17 protein-coding genes are annotated in these 16,626 nt (G+C 72.5%); 8 read left to right on the forward strand and 9 right to left on the reverse strand.

What is annotated here, in order from left to right; genetic code table 11:
• Nucleotides 1-10 precede the first annotated feature (10 nt).
• A complete protein-coding gene (locus tag ACFPIJ_RS24750; RefSeq protein ID WP_380117649.1) occupies nt 11-466 on the reverse strand; it encodes an iron chaperone in 456 nt (151 codons plus the stop codon).
• A gap of 80 nt (nt 467-546) precedes the next feature.
• Nucleotides 547-1,002: a carboxymuconolactone decarboxylase family protein gene (locus tag ACFPIJ_RS24755; protein WP_380117651.1), complete on the reverse strand. Its 456-nt coding sequence runs from the start codon at nt 1,000-1,002 to the stop codon at nt 547-549.
• Between the two features lie 170 nt (nt 1,003-1,172).
• Between ACFPIJ_RS24755 and ACFPIJ_RS24760 the strand changes: the two genes are divergently transcribed.
• A complete protein-coding gene (locus ACFPIJ_RS24760; protein WP_380117653.1) occupies nt 1,173-3,401 on the forward strand; it encodes an ATP-binding protein in 2,229 nt (742 codons plus the stop codon).
• Here ACFPIJ_RS24760 and ACFPIJ_RS24765 read toward each other — a convergent pair.
• Genes ACFPIJ_RS24765 through ACFPIJ_RS24790 form a run of 6 tightly spaced genes read right to left on the reverse strand, consistent with a single transcriptional unit; the run spans nt 3,398 to nt 9,540 of the window.
• Nucleotides 3,398-5,074: a tannase/feruloyl esterase family alpha/beta hydrolase gene (locus ACFPIJ_RS24765; RefSeq protein WP_380117655.1), complete on the reverse strand. Its 1,677-nt coding sequence runs from the start codon at nt 5,072-5,074 to the stop codon at nt 3,398-3,400. The two genes, ACFPIJ_RS24760 and ACFPIJ_RS24765, sit on opposite strands and share 4 nt — an antisense overlap.
• Nucleotides 5,075-5,098: 24 nt before the next feature.
• Nucleotides 5,099-6,073, reverse strand: coding sequence for an amidohydrolase family protein (locus tag ACFPIJ_RS24770; RefSeq protein ID WP_380117657.1), 975 nt, complete (start codon nt 6,071-6,073; stop codon nt 5,099-5,101).
• A complete protein-coding gene (locus ACFPIJ_RS24775; protein WP_380117659.1) occupies nt 6,070-6,837 on the reverse strand; it encodes an NAD(P)-dependent oxidoreductase in 768 nt (255 codons plus the stop codon). Before ACFPIJ_RS24775 ends, ACFPIJ_RS24770 begins: the two co-directional genes overlap by 4 nt.
• An 8-nt stretch (nt 6,838-6,845) precedes the next feature.
• The gene (locus ACFPIJ_RS24780; protein ID WP_380117661.1) at nt 6,846-7,802 is read right to left on the reverse strand and encodes a VOC family protein; all 957 of its coding nucleotides are present in this window, start codon (nt 7,800-7,802) and stop codon (nt 6,846-6,848) included.
• Nucleotides 7,799-8,854, reverse strand: coding sequence for a 4-oxalomesaconate tautomerase (locus ACFPIJ_RS24785; protein WP_380117663.1), 1,056 nt, complete (start codon nt 8,852-8,854; stop codon nt 7,799-7,801). Before ACFPIJ_RS24785 ends, ACFPIJ_RS24780 begins: the two co-directional genes overlap by 4 nt.
• The gene (locus tag ACFPIJ_RS24790; RefSeq protein WP_380117665.1) at nt 8,851-9,540 is read right to left on the reverse strand and encodes a 4-carboxy-4-hydroxy-2-oxoadipate aldolase/oxaloacetate decarboxylase; all 690 of its coding nucleotides are present in this window, start codon (nt 9,538-9,540) and stop codon (nt 8,851-8,853) included. The genes ACFPIJ_RS24785 and ACFPIJ_RS24790 overlap by 4 nt, the downstream gene beginning before the upstream one ends.
• Nucleotides 9,541-9,670: 130 nt before the next feature.
• Between ACFPIJ_RS24790 and ACFPIJ_RS24795 the strand changes: the two genes are divergently transcribed.
• The 6 genes from ACFPIJ_RS24795 to ACFPIJ_RS24820 all read left to right on the forward strand — a co-directional run bounded on the left by ACFPIJ_RS24795 (nt 9,671) and on the right by ACFPIJ_RS24820 (nt 14,554).
• Nucleotides 9,671-10,639 carry an ABC transporter substrate-binding protein gene (locus ACFPIJ_RS24795; protein WP_380117667.1) on the forward strand — a complete coding sequence of 323 codons (969 nt, stop codon included), beginning with the start codon at nt 9,671-9,673 and terminating at the stop codon, nt 10,637-10,639.
• Entirely contained in the window at nt 10,636-11,421 is a 786-nt protein-coding gene (locus ACFPIJ_RS24800; protein WP_380117669.1) for an ABC transporter permease, read from the forward strand. Before ACFPIJ_RS24795 ends, ACFPIJ_RS24800 begins: the two co-directional genes overlap by 4 nt.
• Nucleotides 11,418-12,185 carry an ABC transporter permease gene (locus ACFPIJ_RS24805; protein ID WP_380117671.1) on the forward strand — a complete coding sequence of 256 codons (768 nt, stop codon included), beginning with the start codon at nt 11,418-11,420 and terminating at the stop codon, nt 12,183-12,185. The genes ACFPIJ_RS24800 and ACFPIJ_RS24805 overlap by 4 nt, the downstream gene beginning before the upstream one ends.
• A gap of 2 nt (nt 12,186-12,187) precedes the next feature.
• Nucleotides 12,188-12,979, forward strand: coding sequence for an ABC transporter ATP-binding protein (locus ACFPIJ_RS24810; RefSeq protein WP_380117673.1), 792 nt, complete (start codon nt 12,188-12,190; stop codon nt 12,977-12,979).
• A 97-nt stretch (nt 12,980-13,076) separates the two neighbouring features.
• The gene (locus tag ACFPIJ_RS24815; RefSeq protein WP_380117675.1) at nt 13,077-13,727 is read left to right on the forward strand and encodes a GntR family transcriptional regulator; all 651 of its coding nucleotides are present in this window, start codon (nt 13,077-13,079) and stop codon (nt 13,725-13,727) included.
• A gap of 44 nt (nt 13,728-13,771) precedes the next feature.
• Nucleotides 13,772-14,554, forward strand: a complete 783-nt coding sequence (locus ACFPIJ_RS24820) for a protein kinase (RefSeq protein WP_380117677.1) — start codon at nt 13,772-13,774, stop codon at nt 14,552-14,554.
• Here the strand turns inward: ACFPIJ_RS24820 and ACFPIJ_RS24825 are convergent.
• Entirely contained in the window at nt 14,528-15,892 is a 1,365-nt protein-coding gene (locus ACFPIJ_RS24825; protein WP_380117679.1) for an FAD-binding oxidoreductase, read from the reverse strand. The two genes, ACFPIJ_RS24820 and ACFPIJ_RS24825, sit on opposite strands and share 27 nt — an antisense overlap.
• Nucleotides 15,893-16,045: 153 nt before the next feature.
• Between ACFPIJ_RS24825 and ACFPIJ_RS24830 the strand changes: the two genes are divergently transcribed.
• Nucleotides 16,046-16,612: a hypothetical protein gene (locus ACFPIJ_RS24830; RefSeq protein WP_380117681.1), complete on the forward strand. Its 567-nt coding sequence runs from the start codon at nt 16,046-16,048 to the stop codon at nt 16,610-16,612.
• Nucleotides 16,613-16,626: the final 14 nt, after the last annotated feature.

Genomic DNA, 16,626 nt, shown 5'->3' on the forward strand with positions numbered 1-16,626 from the left:
CCGGCAATCTTCAGCTCACTGCCTGCTTCACGAGCGCGGCGATGCGGGTCTCGTCGGCTTCGGTCAGCGTGGTCAGGGCGAAGTACGCGGCCCACATGCTGCCCTCGTCCAGGTTGGCCTCGTCGCTGAAGCCGAGCGTCGCGTAGCGGGTCTTGAACTTCGCCGCGCTCTGGAAGAACAGGACGACCTTGCCGTCACGGGCGTAGGCGGGCATGCCGTACCAGAGCTTCGGGGTGAGGACGGGCGCGTTCGCCTTGACGATGGCGTGGATGCGCTCGGCGGTCACGCGGTCGGCGTCGGACATCTCGGCGATCTTGGCGAGGACCTCCGGCTCGGTGTCGGCCTTGGCGCCGCGGCGGGCGGTCGACTTGAGCTCCTTGGCGCGCTCCTTCATGGCGCCGCGCTCGTCCTCGGTGAAACCCTCGTGCTTCGTGGTGGTGGTGGTGGTGTTCTTCGTGGTCGCCATGATGACGGTCCTTTCGAGTCAGGAAGGGGGGTTCGAATCGGGAAGGGAGGTTCGAGTCAGGACGGTTGGCGCGGCCGGGACTACCAGGCACCAGCCTGCTGGCGGGTCGGCGCGTTGAGCCGGTTGAACGTGTTCGTGACCGCGATGTTGAGCAGCAGCGCGGCCAGTTCCTTCTGGTCGAAGTGCTTGGCCGCCTGGTCCCACACCTGGTCGGGCACCGGGTCGGCCCGGTCGGCGAGCCTGGTCACGGCCTCGGTCAGGGCGAGCGCGGCGCGCTCCTCGTCGCTGAACCAGGGCGTCTCCCGCCACGCGGCGACGGCGTCCACCTGTTCCGTGGTCGCGCCGTTGCGGCGGGCCTGACCGGCGCCGCCGGCCACGCACGGTCCGCAGCCGTTGATCTGGCTGGCCCGCAGGTGGCTCAGCGCCAGCAGCTTGCTGTCCAGCCCGGCGCCGGCGACGGCCCGGTTGACGGCCATCAGGGCCTCCATCGCCTCGGGGATCAGCATCGCCGGGTTCGGCATCCGTTCGGTCGGCATCTCGTGCTCCTCAGTTGTGCGGTGGCGCTCGCTGACAGGACTCATCGGACCACCGGGGCGCCCCGCACCGCGTGGGCCGTGGGACACCGTGGGACAGCGGAAACGCCCCTGACCAGTGAAAACACGGCGCCGGAACAACCCCGTGGGGCGGGACGGGTACGGTGTTGCACGTGTCCGGCCCGCAAGAACAGCTCGTGGCCCAGCTCGCCAGGATCAAGGACCTGAGCGGACTCAGCCTCCGGGCGCTCGCCACCCAGGCGGGCCTGAGCAGCTCGTCGCTGTCCCGGTATCTGACCGGCAGGCTGGTGCCGCCGTGGGAGGCCGTCGTGGCCCTGTGCAAGGCCGTCGGCCGCGACCCCCGGCCACTGCGCCCGGTGTGGGCCGAGGCGACCAAGGCCGGCGCGGCGCCGCCGCCACGGCGCAACGACCTGCCGGCCGACCTGTTCGACTTCACCGGCCGGGAAGCGGAGTCCGCGCAGGTCGAGGAGCTGCTCCGCACCGCCGGTGCGGTCGCGATCGACGGGATGGCGGGCGTGGGCAAGACCAGCCTCGCCGTGCACGTCGCACACCGGCTCGCGGCCGCGTACCCGGACGGCGGGCTCTACCTGGACCTGCACGGCTTCACTCCGGGCCAGGAGCCGCTCGAACCGCTCGCGGCGCTGGGCCGGCTGCTGGCCGCGCTGGAGATCACGCATCCACCGGCCGGCGCCGTCGAACGGGCGGCGCTGTGGCGCTCGGAGCTGTCCCGCCGGCGGGCCCTCGTCGTGCTCGACAACGCCGTCGACGCGGAGCAGGTGCGCCCGCTGCTGCCCGGCGCGGGAAAGTCCGCGGTCCTGGTCACCAGCCGGAACCGCCTGGTCAGCCTGGACGGCGTGCCGCCGGTGTCGGTGGCGCCGTTCACGGCCGGCGACGCGGCCGACCTGTTCGGCCGGGCGGCGGGCCTCGGGGCCACCGACGATCAGGCGGTCGGTCAGGTGCTCCAGCAGTGCGGCGGGCTCCCCCTGGCGCTGCGGATGGCCGGCGCCCGCCTGCGCCATCGGCCCGGCTGGACCGTGGCGGTCCTCGCGGAGCGGCTGCGCGACACCGCCGGCCGCTTCGACGCGGTGTTCGGCATGTCCCTGCACCAGCTCGACCCGGCGCAGCGCCGCCTGTTCCGGCTGCTCGGCGTCCTGCCCGGCGCCGACTTCGACGCGGCGGTGGCGGGCGCGCTGGCGGACGTGCCCGCCGACCGGCTCGGCGCGGTCCTCGACGAGCTGGTCGACGCCCACCTGCTGCAGGAGCTGTCGCCCGGGCGGTTCCGGATGCATGACCTGATCCGGCAGTACGCGGCTGACCTCGCCGCCGACGAGGAACCGCAGGCCGACGCCGCCCTTCGCCGGGTCCTGCAGCACTACCTGGCGCAGGCCGTCACCCGCGATCGGATGCTGCCGTCGCCGCAGCGCCCGCAGCCGGCGGCGGGCAACCCGGCGGAGGCGCTGGCCTGGTTCGACCTCGAATACGTCAACCTGGTCGCCGGCTTCGACGCCGCGGTGCGGCTCGGCGTCGACGAGGTGGTCGCGGAGCTGCCGCAGGCCATGCGGGTCTGGTTCTTCCGGCACCGCGGCACCGACGATCAGACCCGGCTGCTCCAGGCCGCCGCCGACGCTGCCGGCCGGCTCGGCCGCCACCAGGAGCGGGCGGCGCTGCTGTCCGACCTCGGGTTCGCGCTCGCCGCCGCCGGGCGCCTGACCGAGGCCCTCGCCGCATATGAGGTTGCCGAGCGCGAAGGACCGGACGACGAGCTCGCGGCCGGCCTGGCGCTGCGGACCGGGCTGGCGCGCCGGGACCTCGGTGACCTCGAGGCGGCCCAGGAACAACTGCGGCGGGCCCGTGAGCTGTTCGAGAAGCTCGGCCGCCCCGCCGGGCAGTCGCAGGCCCTCGCCTTCGAAGGCTGGGTGACGCTGCGCCTGGGGCGGCGGGCCGAGGCCGTCGACCTGGCCCGGGCATCCGTCGCCCTGGCGGCCGGGCCGGGCCAGGTCACCGGGCTGGTCACGCTCGGCCTCGCGGTGGAGGATCCGGCGGAGTCGTTGCGGACGCTGCGCGAGGCGCTGCGGCTGTCCGAGGAGCACAACCTGCAGCACAACCAGGCGTGGTGCCACAACGCGCTCGGCGTCGCGCTGCGCGGCATGGGCTCGCTCGACCCGGCGCTCGAGCACCACCGGCGGGCGTTCGCGCTGCTGGAGCCCCTCGCCGAGGTCCAGCTGGAGATCGACTGCCTGCACGAATACGCCGAGACGTGCCGGGTGGCGGGCCGCCCCGACGAGGCCCTCGCGCTCCTCGACCGGATCGTCGCGCTGGCGCGTGAGCTGGGCCGCCCGCACGACGAACAGCTCGCCCGGGCGGCCCGGCAGAAGATCTAGAGGACGAGCCTGCCGTCCACCGCGCGCGGCCAGGTCTGATACCCGGGCGAGTAGAGCCGCCGCCCGACCCAGTCGTCGTCGTTGCGGACCTGGTTGCGCGGGGTGTAGGCGACGAAGTTCGCGGCGTCGTCGGTGCTGCCGGTGCCGTCGTAGCGGGCGACGGTCGGATACGGATACACCGGCCGGGTCCGGGTGGCGGAGGCCGCGGTGATCCGGCCGGGCCGGCGGCCACTCTCGACCCAGGCCATGACCGGGGTGAGCACGTCCACGGTGTTGGGCCCGGCGCCGCCCCCGCAGTGGGCCATGCCGGGGAAGAGGTAGAGCTTGGCGAAGCGGTCGACGTCGCCCATGGTCCGGCGCATCGTGTCGTAGTAGATCAGCGTGGACTGGGGTGAGATGTGCTGGTCGTTCCACCCGTGCCAGAGCAGCAGTTTCCCGCCGGAGCGCTGGAAGGCGCCCAGATCCGGGTCGAGCGCCGCCTGGTAGGACGACGACGGCATGACCGTCTTCCAGAACGACTCGACGGTGAACCGCAGGTCGCTGAGCTGGTAGTCGGGCCTCGGCTGGTTCGGGTCGGCGAGGTAGCGCAGGTAGGACAGGGCGAACATCTCGCTGGCGACGGTCTGCCCCTGGGCGGTGGGGATGAACAGCGTCCACTCCAGCTCGGAGCCCCACTCGTGGGAGATGAACGGCTCCAGGCGGCGGCCCTGGGCGTCCGTCGCGCCGTCGTGCAGGCGCCGCACGACGCCGGCCTCCGCCGGTGACAGGCAGGTCTGCGATGAGGTGGTGCAGACAAGGGTCGCCGGGTCGAAGCGGCACAGCCGGGGGTCGTCGAGCACGCCGTCGGTGAGGCCGTCGAGGCCGTCGCACGCGGCGAGCACCGCGGTGTGGATGAGTGGCAGCCGGTCGGCGAGCAGGATGGAGTCGCCGTTGGCGGCCCGGTTGGTGAGGACGTTCCAGGCGTGGTGGAAGGTGTTCTGGACGGCCATGTTGCTGGCCGGCGCGCCGGCGGCGATGCCGTCGAAGTCGTCCGGGTAGCGCTGCGCCTCCATGAGCGCCTCGCGGCCGCCGTCGGAGCAGCCGGTGAAGTACGAGTACGCCGGCGCCCGGTGGTAGAAGGCCTTGATGAGGGCCTTGGCCACCTGCGCGGTCGCGTGCACGCCGCGGTAGGCGAAGTCGATCTGCGCCTGCGGGTTGCCGGCCGCCCAGGAGCCGTCGTTGCGGCCCTGGTGGCCCATGTCGGTGGTGGCGCTGGCGACGGTGCCGTCGGTGACGACCGGGCAGGTGCCCGCCTGCCCGTAGTTGATGTTGGCGTTGCCGCAGAGGCCGCCGCAGCCGGTCTGGACGTAGCGCTGGGTCCAGCCGTTGACGGGCAGCCGCACCACGAACGTGTCGGCGGGGGCGATGGTGCCGCGGACCTCGCAGTAGGGTGCCGGCGTGCCGGCGGTGACGACGGTCGCCGACGCGATGGTGACGGTGGCGTCGGTGACCTTGCCGAGCTGCAGCCCGGTCACGTCGGCGCAGGTCATGACGGGTTGGACGGCCGGCAGGACGGCGAGCCCTTCGGGGGTGGTGGCGGGCCGGTGCGCGGACGCGGTGGAGGACGGCGCGATCAGCGTCGTGGCGAGCAGCGCCACGAGACCGGCGCGCGCCAGGGTTGGGGGGTGGGGCACGGGTCGTCTCCTCTATGAAAAAGGTCAGGACGTGCCGAGCGGAAGGGACAGGCGCGGATAGACGCGGCGGGCGTTGAGCTCGTACACCTTCCGCAGGTCACCGGCGCTGAGCGGGAGCGCCTCGACGTAGCGGCGGGTGTCGTCGAAGTGGTGGCCGGTCCGCGGGTCGATGCCGCGCACGGCGCCGACCATCTCGGAGCCGAAGAGAATGTTGTCGATGTCGATGACGTCGAAGAGCAGGTTGATGCCGCTCTGGTGATACACGCAGGTGTCGAAGAAGACGTTGCGCAGGACCGTCTCCTCCAGCGGGGGCCGGCCGAGCATGTCGGCGAGCCCGCGGAAGCGGCCCCAGTGGTAGGGCACCGCCCCGCCGCCGTGCGGGATGACGAACCGCAGGCCGGGGAACGTGGCGAACAGGTCCCCCTGCAGGAACTGCATGAACGCGGTCGTGTCGGCGTTGAGGTAGTGCGACCCGGTGGCGTGGAAGTTGGGGTTCGTCACCGCCGAGACGTGCACCATGGCCGGCACGTCCAGCTCGACCAGCACCTCGTACAGGGGAAACCACGACGGATCGGTCAACGGCGGCGACGTCCAGTGCCCGCCGCTGGGGTCCGGATTCAGGTTGCAGCCGACGAACCCGAGCTGCTCGACACAGCGCCGCAACTCGGCGACGGAGTTCGCGATCGGTGCGCCGGGCGACTGCGGCAGCTGGCAGACCCCGATGAAGTGCTCCGGGTAGAGGCCCACGACGCGGGCGATGAGGTCGTTGCAGGCCCGGGCCCAGCCGGCGCTGACGGCCTCGCCGAGGTGGTGACCCATCGCGGAGGCGCGGGGCGAGAAGACGGTGAGGTCGACGCCGCGTTCCCGCATGAGCCGCAGCTGGCTGCCCTCGATCGACTCGCGGATCTCGTCGTCGGAGATGCGGGGGTACGGCAGCGGACCCGCCGGGGTGTGCGCCGCCGGAGCGGTCGTGTAGTGCCCGTGACAGTCGATGATCATGGTGCGTCCGTCAGGGAGACCAGCAGCTCGTGGGCGGCGGTGGAGATCCTAAGCGGCACGCCGAGCGCGCGCAGCTGCTCAGCCGCCGCGGCCATCTCGTCGGCGCGGCGGCGGGCATGCCGGCGGGTGCCGGTGACGAGCCGGTCGATGGTGCGTTCGTCGAAGCCGGCCAGCTCGGCGCCGATGTTGTCGCGGAGCCAGTCCTCGCAACCGGCCGCCTCGGCGGCCGCCAGGGCCTCCACGACCGCGGCGGCGAGCCCCTTGTAGAACACGCTGCGCAGCAGTTTGCGGGAGATCGCCTCGCCGGCCGGTCCCGGCTGCACGGTCACGTCGGCGCCGAGCGCGGTGAGGGCCTCGGCATACCGGGCGACGGCGTCGTCCTCCCCGGAGATCAGCATCGGCGTGCGCAGGCCCTTGCCCGGCACCGGTGCCATGAGCGCGACGTCCACGACGTGGGTCGCCCGCCGGGCGAGCTCCCGCTTCACCGAGGGTGCGGCGGTGTTGAGATCCGCCCAGATCGTCCCGGCCCTCAGGCAGTCCAGCGAGCTCTCCAGCGCGGGGACGGCGTCGTGCGCGCTGTTGACGCTGAGCACCAGGTCGGCGTCGCGGACGGCGTCGGCGTCGCTCGTTCGCGGTGCCACGCCCGCCGGAGGCGGCACAAGAGGGTCGAAACCGCGGACGTCGGCGCCGGCGGCGACCAGGTCGCGGGCGATCTCGCCGCCGGCTTCCCCGAGCCCGAGGACAGCGACACGGAGGTTGGACATAGCGACTCCTAGACGATCGGGGTGCCGTGCGTGTGGAAGGTGTCGATCGTCTTGAGCCCCCACGCCTGGCCCTTCGCCCGCTCCTCGCGGGTCCAGCTGATCGTCTTCCAGTCCGGCGCCAGGATCAGGCGGGCGCCGGCGTTGCAGATCTCGATCCGGTTGCCGCCGGGCTCCCACACGTACAGGAAGAACGTCTGCTGGATGGCGTGCTTGTGCGGGCCGGTCTCGATGTGCACGCCCGCGTCGAGGCAGACATCCGCGGCCCGGAGGATCTCCTCGCGGGTGTCGGTGGCGAAGGCGACGTGGTGCAGGCGGCCGCGGGAGCCGGTCCAGTCCTCCGTGTAGACCAGGTCGTAGGTCTTGTTGCCGAGCGAGTACCAGATGGCCTGCGGGCTGCCGTCGTCCTTGACGATCTGCTCGGTGCAGCGGGCGCCGAGCACGTCACGCAGGAACGCCGAGGTGGCCGGGACGTCGGCGGTGAGGTAGTTGACGTGATCGAGGCGGCGCAGGTTCGCGCCCCGTCCGGGGTAGGCCGCCGCCTGGTTCTTGAGCGCCGGGCGGTCGGTGTCGTCGGCGTGATACCACTCGACGTCCCAGTACAGGCCCAGTTCGTGCCCGTCGGGGTCGGTGAACAGGTGCACCTCGCCGAGCCCGTGCACGTCGGTGACCAGGCCCTTGCCCAGGCCCGCTGCGTCGATCGCGGCCTTGAGCCGGTCGACGGCCTGCGGGCTGGCGGCCCGCAGGTAGGTGCGGCCGATGCCGGCCGTGTCCCGCTGGATCAGCCGGACCGTCCACGACTGGTAGTCGTCCCAGGTGTGCAGATAGACCGAGGTGCCGTCGCGGTGCACCTCGCGCAGCCCCATCACCGTGACGAAGAAGTCGGCGGAGTCGTCGAGGACGGGGGTGAACAGCTCGATCGGGCCGACGTGGGCGATGTCCCGGCGTCCGTCGGGGTCATGCGTCATCCGGTTGCCTTTCCGTTCCGCGGCCACACGAGGCCGTCGGCCAGTTTTCGGGCGGTGCGCACCACGCTGCTGCGGCGCAGGCGGGTGTTCCGGCCATCCGCGTCGAGGTCGATCGTCACCTCGAACGTGCCGGTCGGGTGCTCGATCCGGACTTCCCCGTCGGCCGCCGCGGTCGCCACGGTGCCGGGCGTGCGAACTCCGGCGGCGACGGAGACGGCGCCCAGCACGCCGATCGCGGCGTGCACCCGGTGCGGGATGAAGGTCCGCGTGGTGACCGTGCCGCCGTGCCGCGGCGCCGACACGATGGTGATCTTGGGTACGGTGCTGTCCCGCACGTCGCCGAGCCCCATCGCCGGGCCGGCCGCGAGCCGGATCGCCTCCACGGCCCGGCGCAGCGCCGCGTCGCGCTCCAGGTCGCCCGGCGACTCGGTGCCGGCGAGGCCGAGGTCGGCGGCGCGGACGAGCACCACCGGCATGCCGGCGTCGACGCAGGTGACCTCGACGCCGGCGAACCGGTCGACGAGCCGCCCGGTCGGGAACACCGGCGCGGCCCTCCCGGGGAACCGCAACACGATCGGCGCCGCCGGAAACGGGGTGCCGGCCATGACGGTGTCTCCGTCGTATCGCACCCGGCCGCCCGGGGTCTGCACCCGCGCTTCGACGAGGCTCGGCGTGGGGTTGAGGATGCGGATGCGCACGGTCGTGGTGTCGCCGGAGACGGCGACGAGCCCCCGCTCGATCGCGAACGGGCCGACACCGGCGAGGAGGTTGCCGCAGGTCTGGGCGTCGGTGACGACCGCCCGGTCGGGCACGACCTGCAGGAACAGGTAGTCCACGTCGGCATTGTCGTCCGTGGACGGGCTCACGACGGCGACTTTGCTGGTGAGCGGGTGCCCGCCGCCGATGCCGTCGACCTGCCGCTCGTCCGGGGAGCCCATGACGCGCAGCAGCAGGTCGTCGCGTTCGGCCGGGTCGGCCGGCAGGTCCGCGCCCAGGAAGTAGGCGCCCTTGGAGCTGCCGCCGCGCAGCTGCATGCACGGGATGCCGGTCACGGGAGCTGGTCCACGTATCGCACGCCGAGGCTTTCCAGCAGCGGTCGGAGGTTGTACAGGTCGACGCCAAGGGTCCCGCCGGCCAGTTGCTCGCGCTTCGCCGTCTCGGCCGCCAGGCGCTGTGCCGCCGCGGCGGCCACGGCCGGGCCGGTCGCAGCCGGAATGGCGAGGACGCCGTCGTCGTCGGCGACGACGATGTCGCCGGGCGAGACCAGGTGGCCCGCGACGACGACCGGGACGTTCACGGAGCCGGGGCTCGCCTTCACGGTCCCTTGCGCGTGCACGGCCCGGGACCAGACCGGGAAGCCCATCCCACGCAGGGTGGCGATGTCCCGCACCCCCGCGTCGATGACCAGGCCGAGCACGCCGCGGGCGGCCAGGGAGGTGGCGAGCAGGTCGCCGAACATGCCGTCCGTCGACGGGCTGGTGGTCGCCACGACGAGCACGTCGCCCGCCCGGCACACCTCGACCGCCGCGTGGATCATGAGGTTGTCCCCCGGGTGGCAGGACACCGTGATCGCGGAGCCGCCGATCGCCGCGCCGGCCTGGCGGGCCCGGACGTCGGGGCCGAGCAGGCCGACCCGGCCCGCGGCCTCGTGCACCGTCGCCACACCGGCTTGTCGTAGCGCCTCGATCACCTCGGCCGCGGCCCGGTGCACCGTCCGGACGACGTAATGGGATGCCATGCAGCACATGTAACGCCTGATCGAGTTTGTGGTCAAGATTGGCTTCACAATTGTTGACAATATCTGTAACGTCCGTCCCGTCGGCTCCGAGAGCGCCCCGCCGGGGTGCTTTCCGTCCACTGGAGGACCCATGCCCCGACCTCACACCCCCCGCCGCGCCGTCCTCGCCCTTGCCGCCGCTCTCGTCCTCAGCGGTTGCGGCGGCGGGTCGAGCACCGATACGACGTCGTCCGCAGGCACCACCAAGCTCAAGATCGGCGTCATCCCGATCGTCGACGTCGCCCCGATCTACCTGGGCATCAAGCAGGGCTTCTTCTCCGCCGAGGGCCTGGACGTCACCCTGGAGACCGCACAGGGCGGTGCCGCGATCGTCCCGGGCGTCGTCAGCGGGCAGTACCAGTTCGGGTTCAGCAACACCACGTCGCTGCTGCTGGCCTCGTCGCAGGGGCTGCCGCTGAAGGCCGTCGCCGCCGGCGTCGCCTCCACCGGTGTGGAAGGCAAGGACTTCGGCGCCGTCATCGTCAAGGCCGACAGCCCGATCAAGACCGCCAAGGATCTCGCCGGCAAGCGCGTGGCCGTCAACACCCTCAAGAACATCAACACCACGACGATCAACAACGTCGTGCAGAAGGCCGGCGGCGACCCGTCCACCATCACCTACGTCGAGCTGGCGTTCCCCGACATCGGCGCGGCGATCGCCAAGGGCGACGTCGACGCGGGCCAGGTCGTCGAGCCGTTCCTGACCATCGGCACCGGTCAGGGCAACCGCCAGGTGGTCTCCAACTACGCGGGCACCGACGCCGACCTCACCGTCGGGATGTACTTCACCTCGCAGCAGTACGCGTCGCAGAACCCCAAGGTCGTGGCGGGCTTCACCGCCGCGATGAAGAAGTCCATGGAGTACGCCGCCGCCCACCCCGACGACGTCAGGGCGATCCTCAGCACGTACACCAAGATCGACCCCACCGTGCAGCAGAACCTGACCCTGCCGAAGTGGCCCACCGCCGTGGACCGCGACGCGGTGCAGCTGCTCGGCGACCTGGCCAAGAAGGACGGTCTGATCACCAAGCCGCTGACCCTGGACACCCTGCTGCCGTGAGCGCCACCTCGAAGCTCGACGGGCCGGCCAGGTTTCTCGGCCTGGCTGGCCTGTCGCTCGTGGTCGGGGTCGCGGAGGCGCTGCCCCGGCTGGACGTGGTCGACCGCCGCTTCCTGCCCCCGTTCAGCTCGATGGCTGTTGCCCTGGGACGGCAGCTGGCCCTCGGCGACTTCTGGATCGCGCTCGGCCAGACGCTGCGCGGCTGGGCGCTCGGCCTGGCCGTCGCGATGCTCGCCGGGGTGGTGTTCGGCGTGGTGATCGGCAGCGTGCCGTTCCTGCGCGCGGTCACCGCCTCCACCATCGAGTTCCTGCGGCCCATCCCGTCCGTCGCGCTCATCCCCCTGGTCGTGCTCATCTACGGCAGCCAGCTCCAGTCGGCGCTCGTCCTGGTCGTCTACGCCGCCTTCTGGCAGGTGCTCGTCCAGGTGCTGTACGGGGTCGCCGACGTCGACCCGGTCGTGCGCGACACGGCGAGGTCCTACCGCTTCTCCCGCTGGACCGTCGTCCGCACGGTCGTCTGGCCCACCGCGCTGCCGTACGTCGTCACCGGGTTCCGGCTCGCCGCCGCCGTCGCCCTCATCCTGGAGATCACCGCCGAGCTGATCATCGGTGTGCCCGGGCTGGGCCGCTCCATCGGCGTCGCGCAGAGCTCGGGCGCCGTCGCCGAGACCTACGCCCTGGTGATCGTGGTCGGCATCATCGGCGTGCTGGTCAACGCCTCCGCCCGGGCCGTCGAACGGCGCGCCCTGCGCTGGCACACCTCGATCCGGAGGGACCTGTGAAACGGTTGTCGGCCGCGCTCGGCCTGCCGATCCTGCTCATCGGGCTGTGGTGGGCCATGTCCGCGGGCAGCACGAGCTTCTTCTGGCCGCCGCTGGAAACGATCGTGCGGGCGTTCCCCGAGACGTGGACCGCCGACCCGATCCTGCACGACGTGCTGCCCAGCCTCGCCCGCCTTGCCGTCGGGTACCTGACCGCCCTGGTCGCCGGCGTCGCCGCGGGCACCGCGATCGGGTCCTTCCGCACCCTGCGGGCCCTGTGCGAGCCGGCGCTGGAGTTCTTCCGCGCCATCCCGCCACCGGTGCTCATCCCCGTCATCGCGCTGTTCGCCGGGTACACCGGCTGGACCGCGAAGGTCATCACCATCGCGCTCGGCTGCGTCTGGCCGATCCTGCTCAACACCGTCGAGGGCGTCCGCTCCGTCGACGAGGTGCTGCGGGACACCGCCCGCTCCTACCGGCTGAGCCGCCGCGCCACGCTGCAGCACGTGGTGCTGCGCGGCGCCAGCCCGCGCATCGCCACCGGCGCCCGGCAGGCCCTCTCGATCGGGGTCATCCTCATGGTCATCAGCGAGCTCTTCGGCGCCGACCGCGGGCTCGGCGCCGCCATCGTGCAGTTCCAGCGGGGTTTCGCCATCCCGCAGATGTGGACCGGCATCATCCTGCTCGGCCTGATCGGGGTGGCGCTGTCCGCGCTCTTCCGGCTCGTCGAACACCGCACCCTGGCCTGGTACCGCGGGCTGCGCCAGGCAGAACGGGAAGTGTGACTGTGGATCCTTCTGTCTCCCTGGACGTCGCCGGGCTGGCCAAGACGTACACCGGCCACGGCCGCAGCGTCGAGGCCGTCCGCGACCTCACGTTCCGGATCGGTCGCGGCGAACTCGTCTGCATCGTCGGCCCGTCCGGCGCCGGCAAGACCACCCTGCTGCGCTGCATCGCCGGCCTGCTGCCCACCTCCGGCGGGACCATCACCCTCGACGGCGCGCCGGTGACTGCACCGCCGGCCGGCATGGCCGTGGTCTTCCAGGAGTACGGGCGCAGCCTGTTCCCCTGGCTCACCGTCCGCAAGAACGTCGAGCTGCCGCTGCGCCGCACCCCGCGCGCCCAGCGCACTTTGAACGTCGACGCGGCCCTTGCCGCCGTCGGCCTGACCGAGAGCGCCGACGCCCACCCATGGCAGCTCTCCGGCGGCATGCAGCAGCGGGTCGCGATCGCCCGGGCCATCGCCTACGAGCCGAGCGTCCTGCTGATGGACGAGCCCTTCGCCGCGGTGGACGCCCAGACCCGGGCGGACCTGGAGGACCTCGTCCGTGCCCTCTGGCACCGGCTCGGGATCACGGTCCTCTTCGTCACCCACGACATCGACGAGTCCGTCTACCTCGGGCAGCGGGTCCTGGTCCTGTCCAACCGGCCCACCGTCGTGCTCGAGGACGTCCGGATCGACCTGCCCGACGAGCGCGACCAGCTGCAGACCCGCTCGTCGAAGGAGTTCGCCGACCTTCGCGGCCGGGTGTATGAGCTCGTCCAGCTGGCCAAACGCGGCCACCGCCCCGGCGACTGACCCAGCCCTGGCCCACTTCGGGCACGACCTGCCTACCATGGCCCTGCGGGGCGAAGCCGACCCGACATCGACATCTCGACCTGGGAGTTAGAGCCGCATGAGTGACGTCTTCGACGAGCTTCGAGCGGCCATCCTGCGCGGTGAGTACGCGCCGCGCCAGCGGCTCATCGAGACCGAGCTGACCGAGCGCTACGGCACGACCCGGTTCGTGCTGCGCAACGCGCTGACCCGGCTGGCCACCGAGGGCCTGGTCGAACTGCAGCCCAACCGCGGCGCCCGGGTCCGCGAGATCTCCGTCGACGAGGCGATCGAGATCACCGAGATCCGGCGCGCCGTCGAGGGCCTGGTCGCCGCCCGCGCCGCCGAGCGGATCACCGACGACGAAATCACCGAACTGCAGTCCCTCGGCGCCGCGATGACCGCCGCCGTGGACGCCACCGACATGCTGCGCTACTCCGACCTCAACGCCCAGCTGCACAGCGCGGTGCGCCGCATCGCCCGGCACGGCACCGCGATCAAGATCATCGAGCAGCTGCACGGCCAGATGGTCCGGCACCAGTTCCGCCTGTCCCTCGTCCCCGGCCGCCCCTCGGTCTCCCTCCCCGAACACCTGGCCATCATCGAGGCAGTCTGCGCCCGCGACCCGGCCCGCGCCGAACTCGCCACCCGCGTCCACCTCGACAGCGTGATCAAGATGCTGACCGCCTTCGCCGCCACCCCCTACGAAGGCATGCACCTCGGCCGCTAGCGCCACCGACGGCTGACTCGCCAAGCCCGGTCACAATGACGGGCATGGACCTTGCCGGCGTGCTGGGTGCGGAGTTCGGGCCGGTCGAGCTCCTCGCAGAGGACGGGATTTCGCAGGTGTTCCGGGGCACGGGCAGCGCCGGCCCGGTCGCCGTCAAGGTCTGCCGCTGGCCGGCGGCGGGAGCCGGGGAGCGCTTCGGCGCGGAGGTCCGGCGCATGACGGAGCTGTCCGCCGCCGGCTGGCTGGTGCCGCTGCTGGGCTCGGGTTTCGGGCCGGGCGGGCACGCGTACGTCGCGATGCGGGTGTGTGCCGGCGGCTCGATCGAGCGGTACCTGCCGCTGCCGGTCACCGTGGCCTGCGAGGTCGTGGCGACGGTCGGCCGGGCGGTGGCCGCTCTGCACGAGGCCGGCGTGGTGCACGGCCGGATCACGCCGCGCAAGATCCTGGTCGAGCGGGACGGCACGCCGGTGCTGGGCCTGTTCGGCGTCGGCGCGGTGACCGCCGTGCCCCCGCATGTCGTGATCGACGGGAAGCTCTCGATCGCGTATCTCGCCCCGGAGATCGTGCACGGGCACCGCCCCTCGGCCCGTGCCGACGTGTACGGGCTCGGCGCCGTGCTGCACGGGCTGATCACCGGAGCCGCACCACACGCCGCGGCGAGCGTGCTGGAGGAGATCGAGTTGCGCCGCGAACCCGTCCCCGCGCACCCGGCGGTCCCGGACGGGCTGATGTCCGTGATCCGCCGGGCGACGCGGGTCGAGCCCGGTGAGCGGTACCGCGACGTGGCCGAGCTGATCGGTTCAGTCGACCAGCGCCGGGATGGCTGAGAAGGCGTTGTCCGGGTCGTATCGGCGCTTGGCGGCCAGGAGCCGGTCGAGGTTGCCGGCGAACGAGTCGCGGGCCCGGGCGTCGTCGTCGGGGCCGAGCAGGTTGGGGTACGCGCCCGGCAGCGAGACCGGGTCCAGCGCGGCCACCACCGAGTCGGCCCAGGCCCGGTGCCGGTCGGCGGCGTCGGTCGGCGGGTACACCGCGATCACCTCGACCACCTGGTGCGGCACCCGGTTCGCGAACGCGGTCGCGGCCGGGTCGATCCGCGCCGCGGCGCCGTGGAACCGGTTGACGATCAGCGTCGAGAACGGTGAGGAGATCGCCGCGGCCGCGGCGGTGAGCGCGTCGGCGGCGGCCAGCGACACCGACGGGAGCCAGCGGCTGCGCAGCAGGTAGTGGTTGCCCTCGACGATGTTGGCGTCGAACATGCCGAGCGCGGCGACGTAGGGCATCGCGCCGACTTGGTCGACGAACGGGTGGCCGAGGGCGCGCAGCCTGGCGATCGCCCGCTCACCGGCGGCCAGGTCGGCGCCGGACCAGAACGGGCACAGGAACGTCATCGGCCCGTCCGGGCCGGGCAGGAACCCGGTCATGACGGTCAGCTCGTCGGGCGCGTCGGCGACGATCTCGGCGTAGCCGGCGAGGACCGCACCGGCCTCGGCGAACGGGAACAGCAGCATGCCGGCGAGCACGGTGGGCAGGTCGTGCAGCCGGAACCGCAGGTCGGTGACGACGCCGAAGTTGCCCCCGCCGCCGCGCAGCGCCCACCACAGCTCGGGGTCGCCGTCCGGCCCCGCGGTCACGGTGCTGCCGTCGGCGAGGACGACGTCGGCGCCGAGCAGGTTGTCCAGTGCCAGCCCGAAGCGGCCGATCAGCGGCCCGTACCCACCGGCGGTGGTGAGCCCGGCCAGGCCGACGGAACGCACCACGCCGGTGGCGGTGACCAGGCCGTGCGGTGCCGTCGCGGCGAGCAGGTCGTCGGCCGTCGCGCCGCCCTGCACGGTGACGGTGCGCCCGGCCGGGTCGACAGTCGCGCCCCGCATGCCGGTGAGGTCGATGACGAGCCCGCCGTCCCGTAGCGCCCGACCGGCCCAGTCGTGGCCGCCGGCCCGCACGGACAGCGGCAGCCCGGCGTCGCGGGCCGCCCGGACGGCGGCGCCGACCTCGGCCGTGTCGCGGCACCGGGCGATCAGGGCCGGCCGGCGCGACACGGCCGCGTTCCAGACCTTCCGGGCGCCGTCGAACCCGCCGTCGTCCGGCAGCAGGAGGCGGTCGCCGAGCCGTGGCCGCAGCGCACGGACGGCGGTGTCGATGTCGGCTGCACTGATGGCGGTCATGGCGGCTCCCGGTGGGTTGGTGCGGCGACGGTACCCCGCACCTCACCATCCGTGCCGTCACGAACACGACGCGCTGCGATTGAACCGGTACCGCCGCGCAGCCGTGCGCCGCGTCATAGACGGGTGTCACGCATGCCTGTCACGATGACTGGCATGTCCGGACGTCTGCAGCAGCAGCCGAACAACGGTCATTACGCGCTGCTCGCGCTCATTCCCCCGGCCGCCGGCCTCCTCGTCTGGCGGGCTGCCGAGCACCTGGCCCACCACGAATACGGCTGGGCCATCATCGGCGGTGGCGTCCTCATCGGGGTCGCGACCGCCGCGATCTGGGCCCGGCGAATACGGACCAGCGTCTCCGCGTCGCTGGTGGCCACGGGGTTCGTCGTCGAGTTCGTCGGCAACCTGGTCCGCAAGGACGGGCCGGCGGACGCGATCGGGTTCGCCGAGGGGTTGCTGGCGGGAGGGCTCCTGGTCTGCGAGGTGGTGCTCGCGCTGTGGTTGCACGGCAACTACCAGCTCGAGGTCGGCCACCGGGTCCGGGTCTGGCTGCTCGAGGGCAGGAACGGCGACGACCCGGAGTACTACCAGGCGATCTGTGAGTGCACGTGGCACAGCGAGCGGTTCACGATGGAGGTCGGCGACGACTCGGAGGAGCGCGCCTTCGAGGCCGCCCACCGGCACAGCCCGACCGTCCGCACGGACATCGCGATGCGGTACTGACGCGCGACGGCCGG

The sequence above is a fragment of the Dactylosporangium cerinum genome (genome assembly GCF_042653625.1).
Lineage (GTDB): Bacteria > Actinomycetota > Actinomycetes > Mycobacteriales > Micromonosporaceae > Dactylosporangium > Dactylosporangium cerinum.

What these genes read in the sequence shown, in the direction of transcription:
- ACFPIJ_RS24755 (WP_380117651.1), bottom strand. Translation starts at nt 1,002, where the DNA reads ATGCCGACCGAACGGATGCCGAACCCGGCGATGCTGATCCCCGAGGCG.
- ACFPIJ_RS24750 (WP_380117649.1), bottom strand. Translation starts at nt 466, where the DNA reads ATGGCGACCACGAAGAACACCACCACCACCACCACGAAGCACGAGGGT.
- ACFPIJ_RS24780 (WP_380117661.1), bottom strand. Translation starts at nt 7,802, where the DNA reads ATGACGCATGACCCCGACGGACGCCGGGACATCGCCCACGTCGGCCCG.
- ACFPIJ_RS24815 (WP_380117675.1), top strand. Translation starts at nt 13,077, where the DNA reads ATGAGTGACGTCTTCGACGAGCTTCGAGCGGCCATCCTGCGCGGTGAG.
- ACFPIJ_RS24795 (WP_380117667.1), top strand. Translation starts at nt 9,671, where the DNA reads ATGCCCCGACCTCACACCCCCCGCCGCGCCGTCCTCGCCCTTGCCGCC.
- ACFPIJ_RS24790 (WP_380117665.1), bottom strand. Translation starts at nt 9,540, where the DNA reads ATGGCATCCCATTACGTCGTCCGGACGGTGCACCGGGCCGCGGCCGAG.
- ACFPIJ_RS24775 (WP_380117659.1), bottom strand. Translation starts at nt 6,837, where the DNA reads ATGTCCAACCTCCGTGTCGCTGTCCTCGGGCTCGGGGAAGCCGGCGGC.
- ACFPIJ_RS24770 (WP_380117657.1), bottom strand. Translation starts at nt 6,073, where the DNA reads ATGATCATCGACTGTCACGGGCACTACACGACCGCTCCGGCGGCGCAC.
- ACFPIJ_RS24830 (WP_380117681.1), top strand. Translation starts at nt 16,046, where the DNA reads ATGTCCGGACGTCTGCAGCAGCAGCCGAACAACGGTCATTACGCGCTG.
- ACFPIJ_RS24825 (WP_380117679.1), bottom strand. Translation starts at nt 15,892, where the DNA reads ATGACCGCCATCAGTGCAGCCGACATCGACACCGCCGTCCGTGCGCTG.
- ACFPIJ_RS24820 (WP_380117677.1), top strand. Translation starts at nt 13,772, where the DNA reads ATGGACCTTGCCGGCGTGCTGGGTGCGGAGTTCGGGCCGGTCGAGCTC.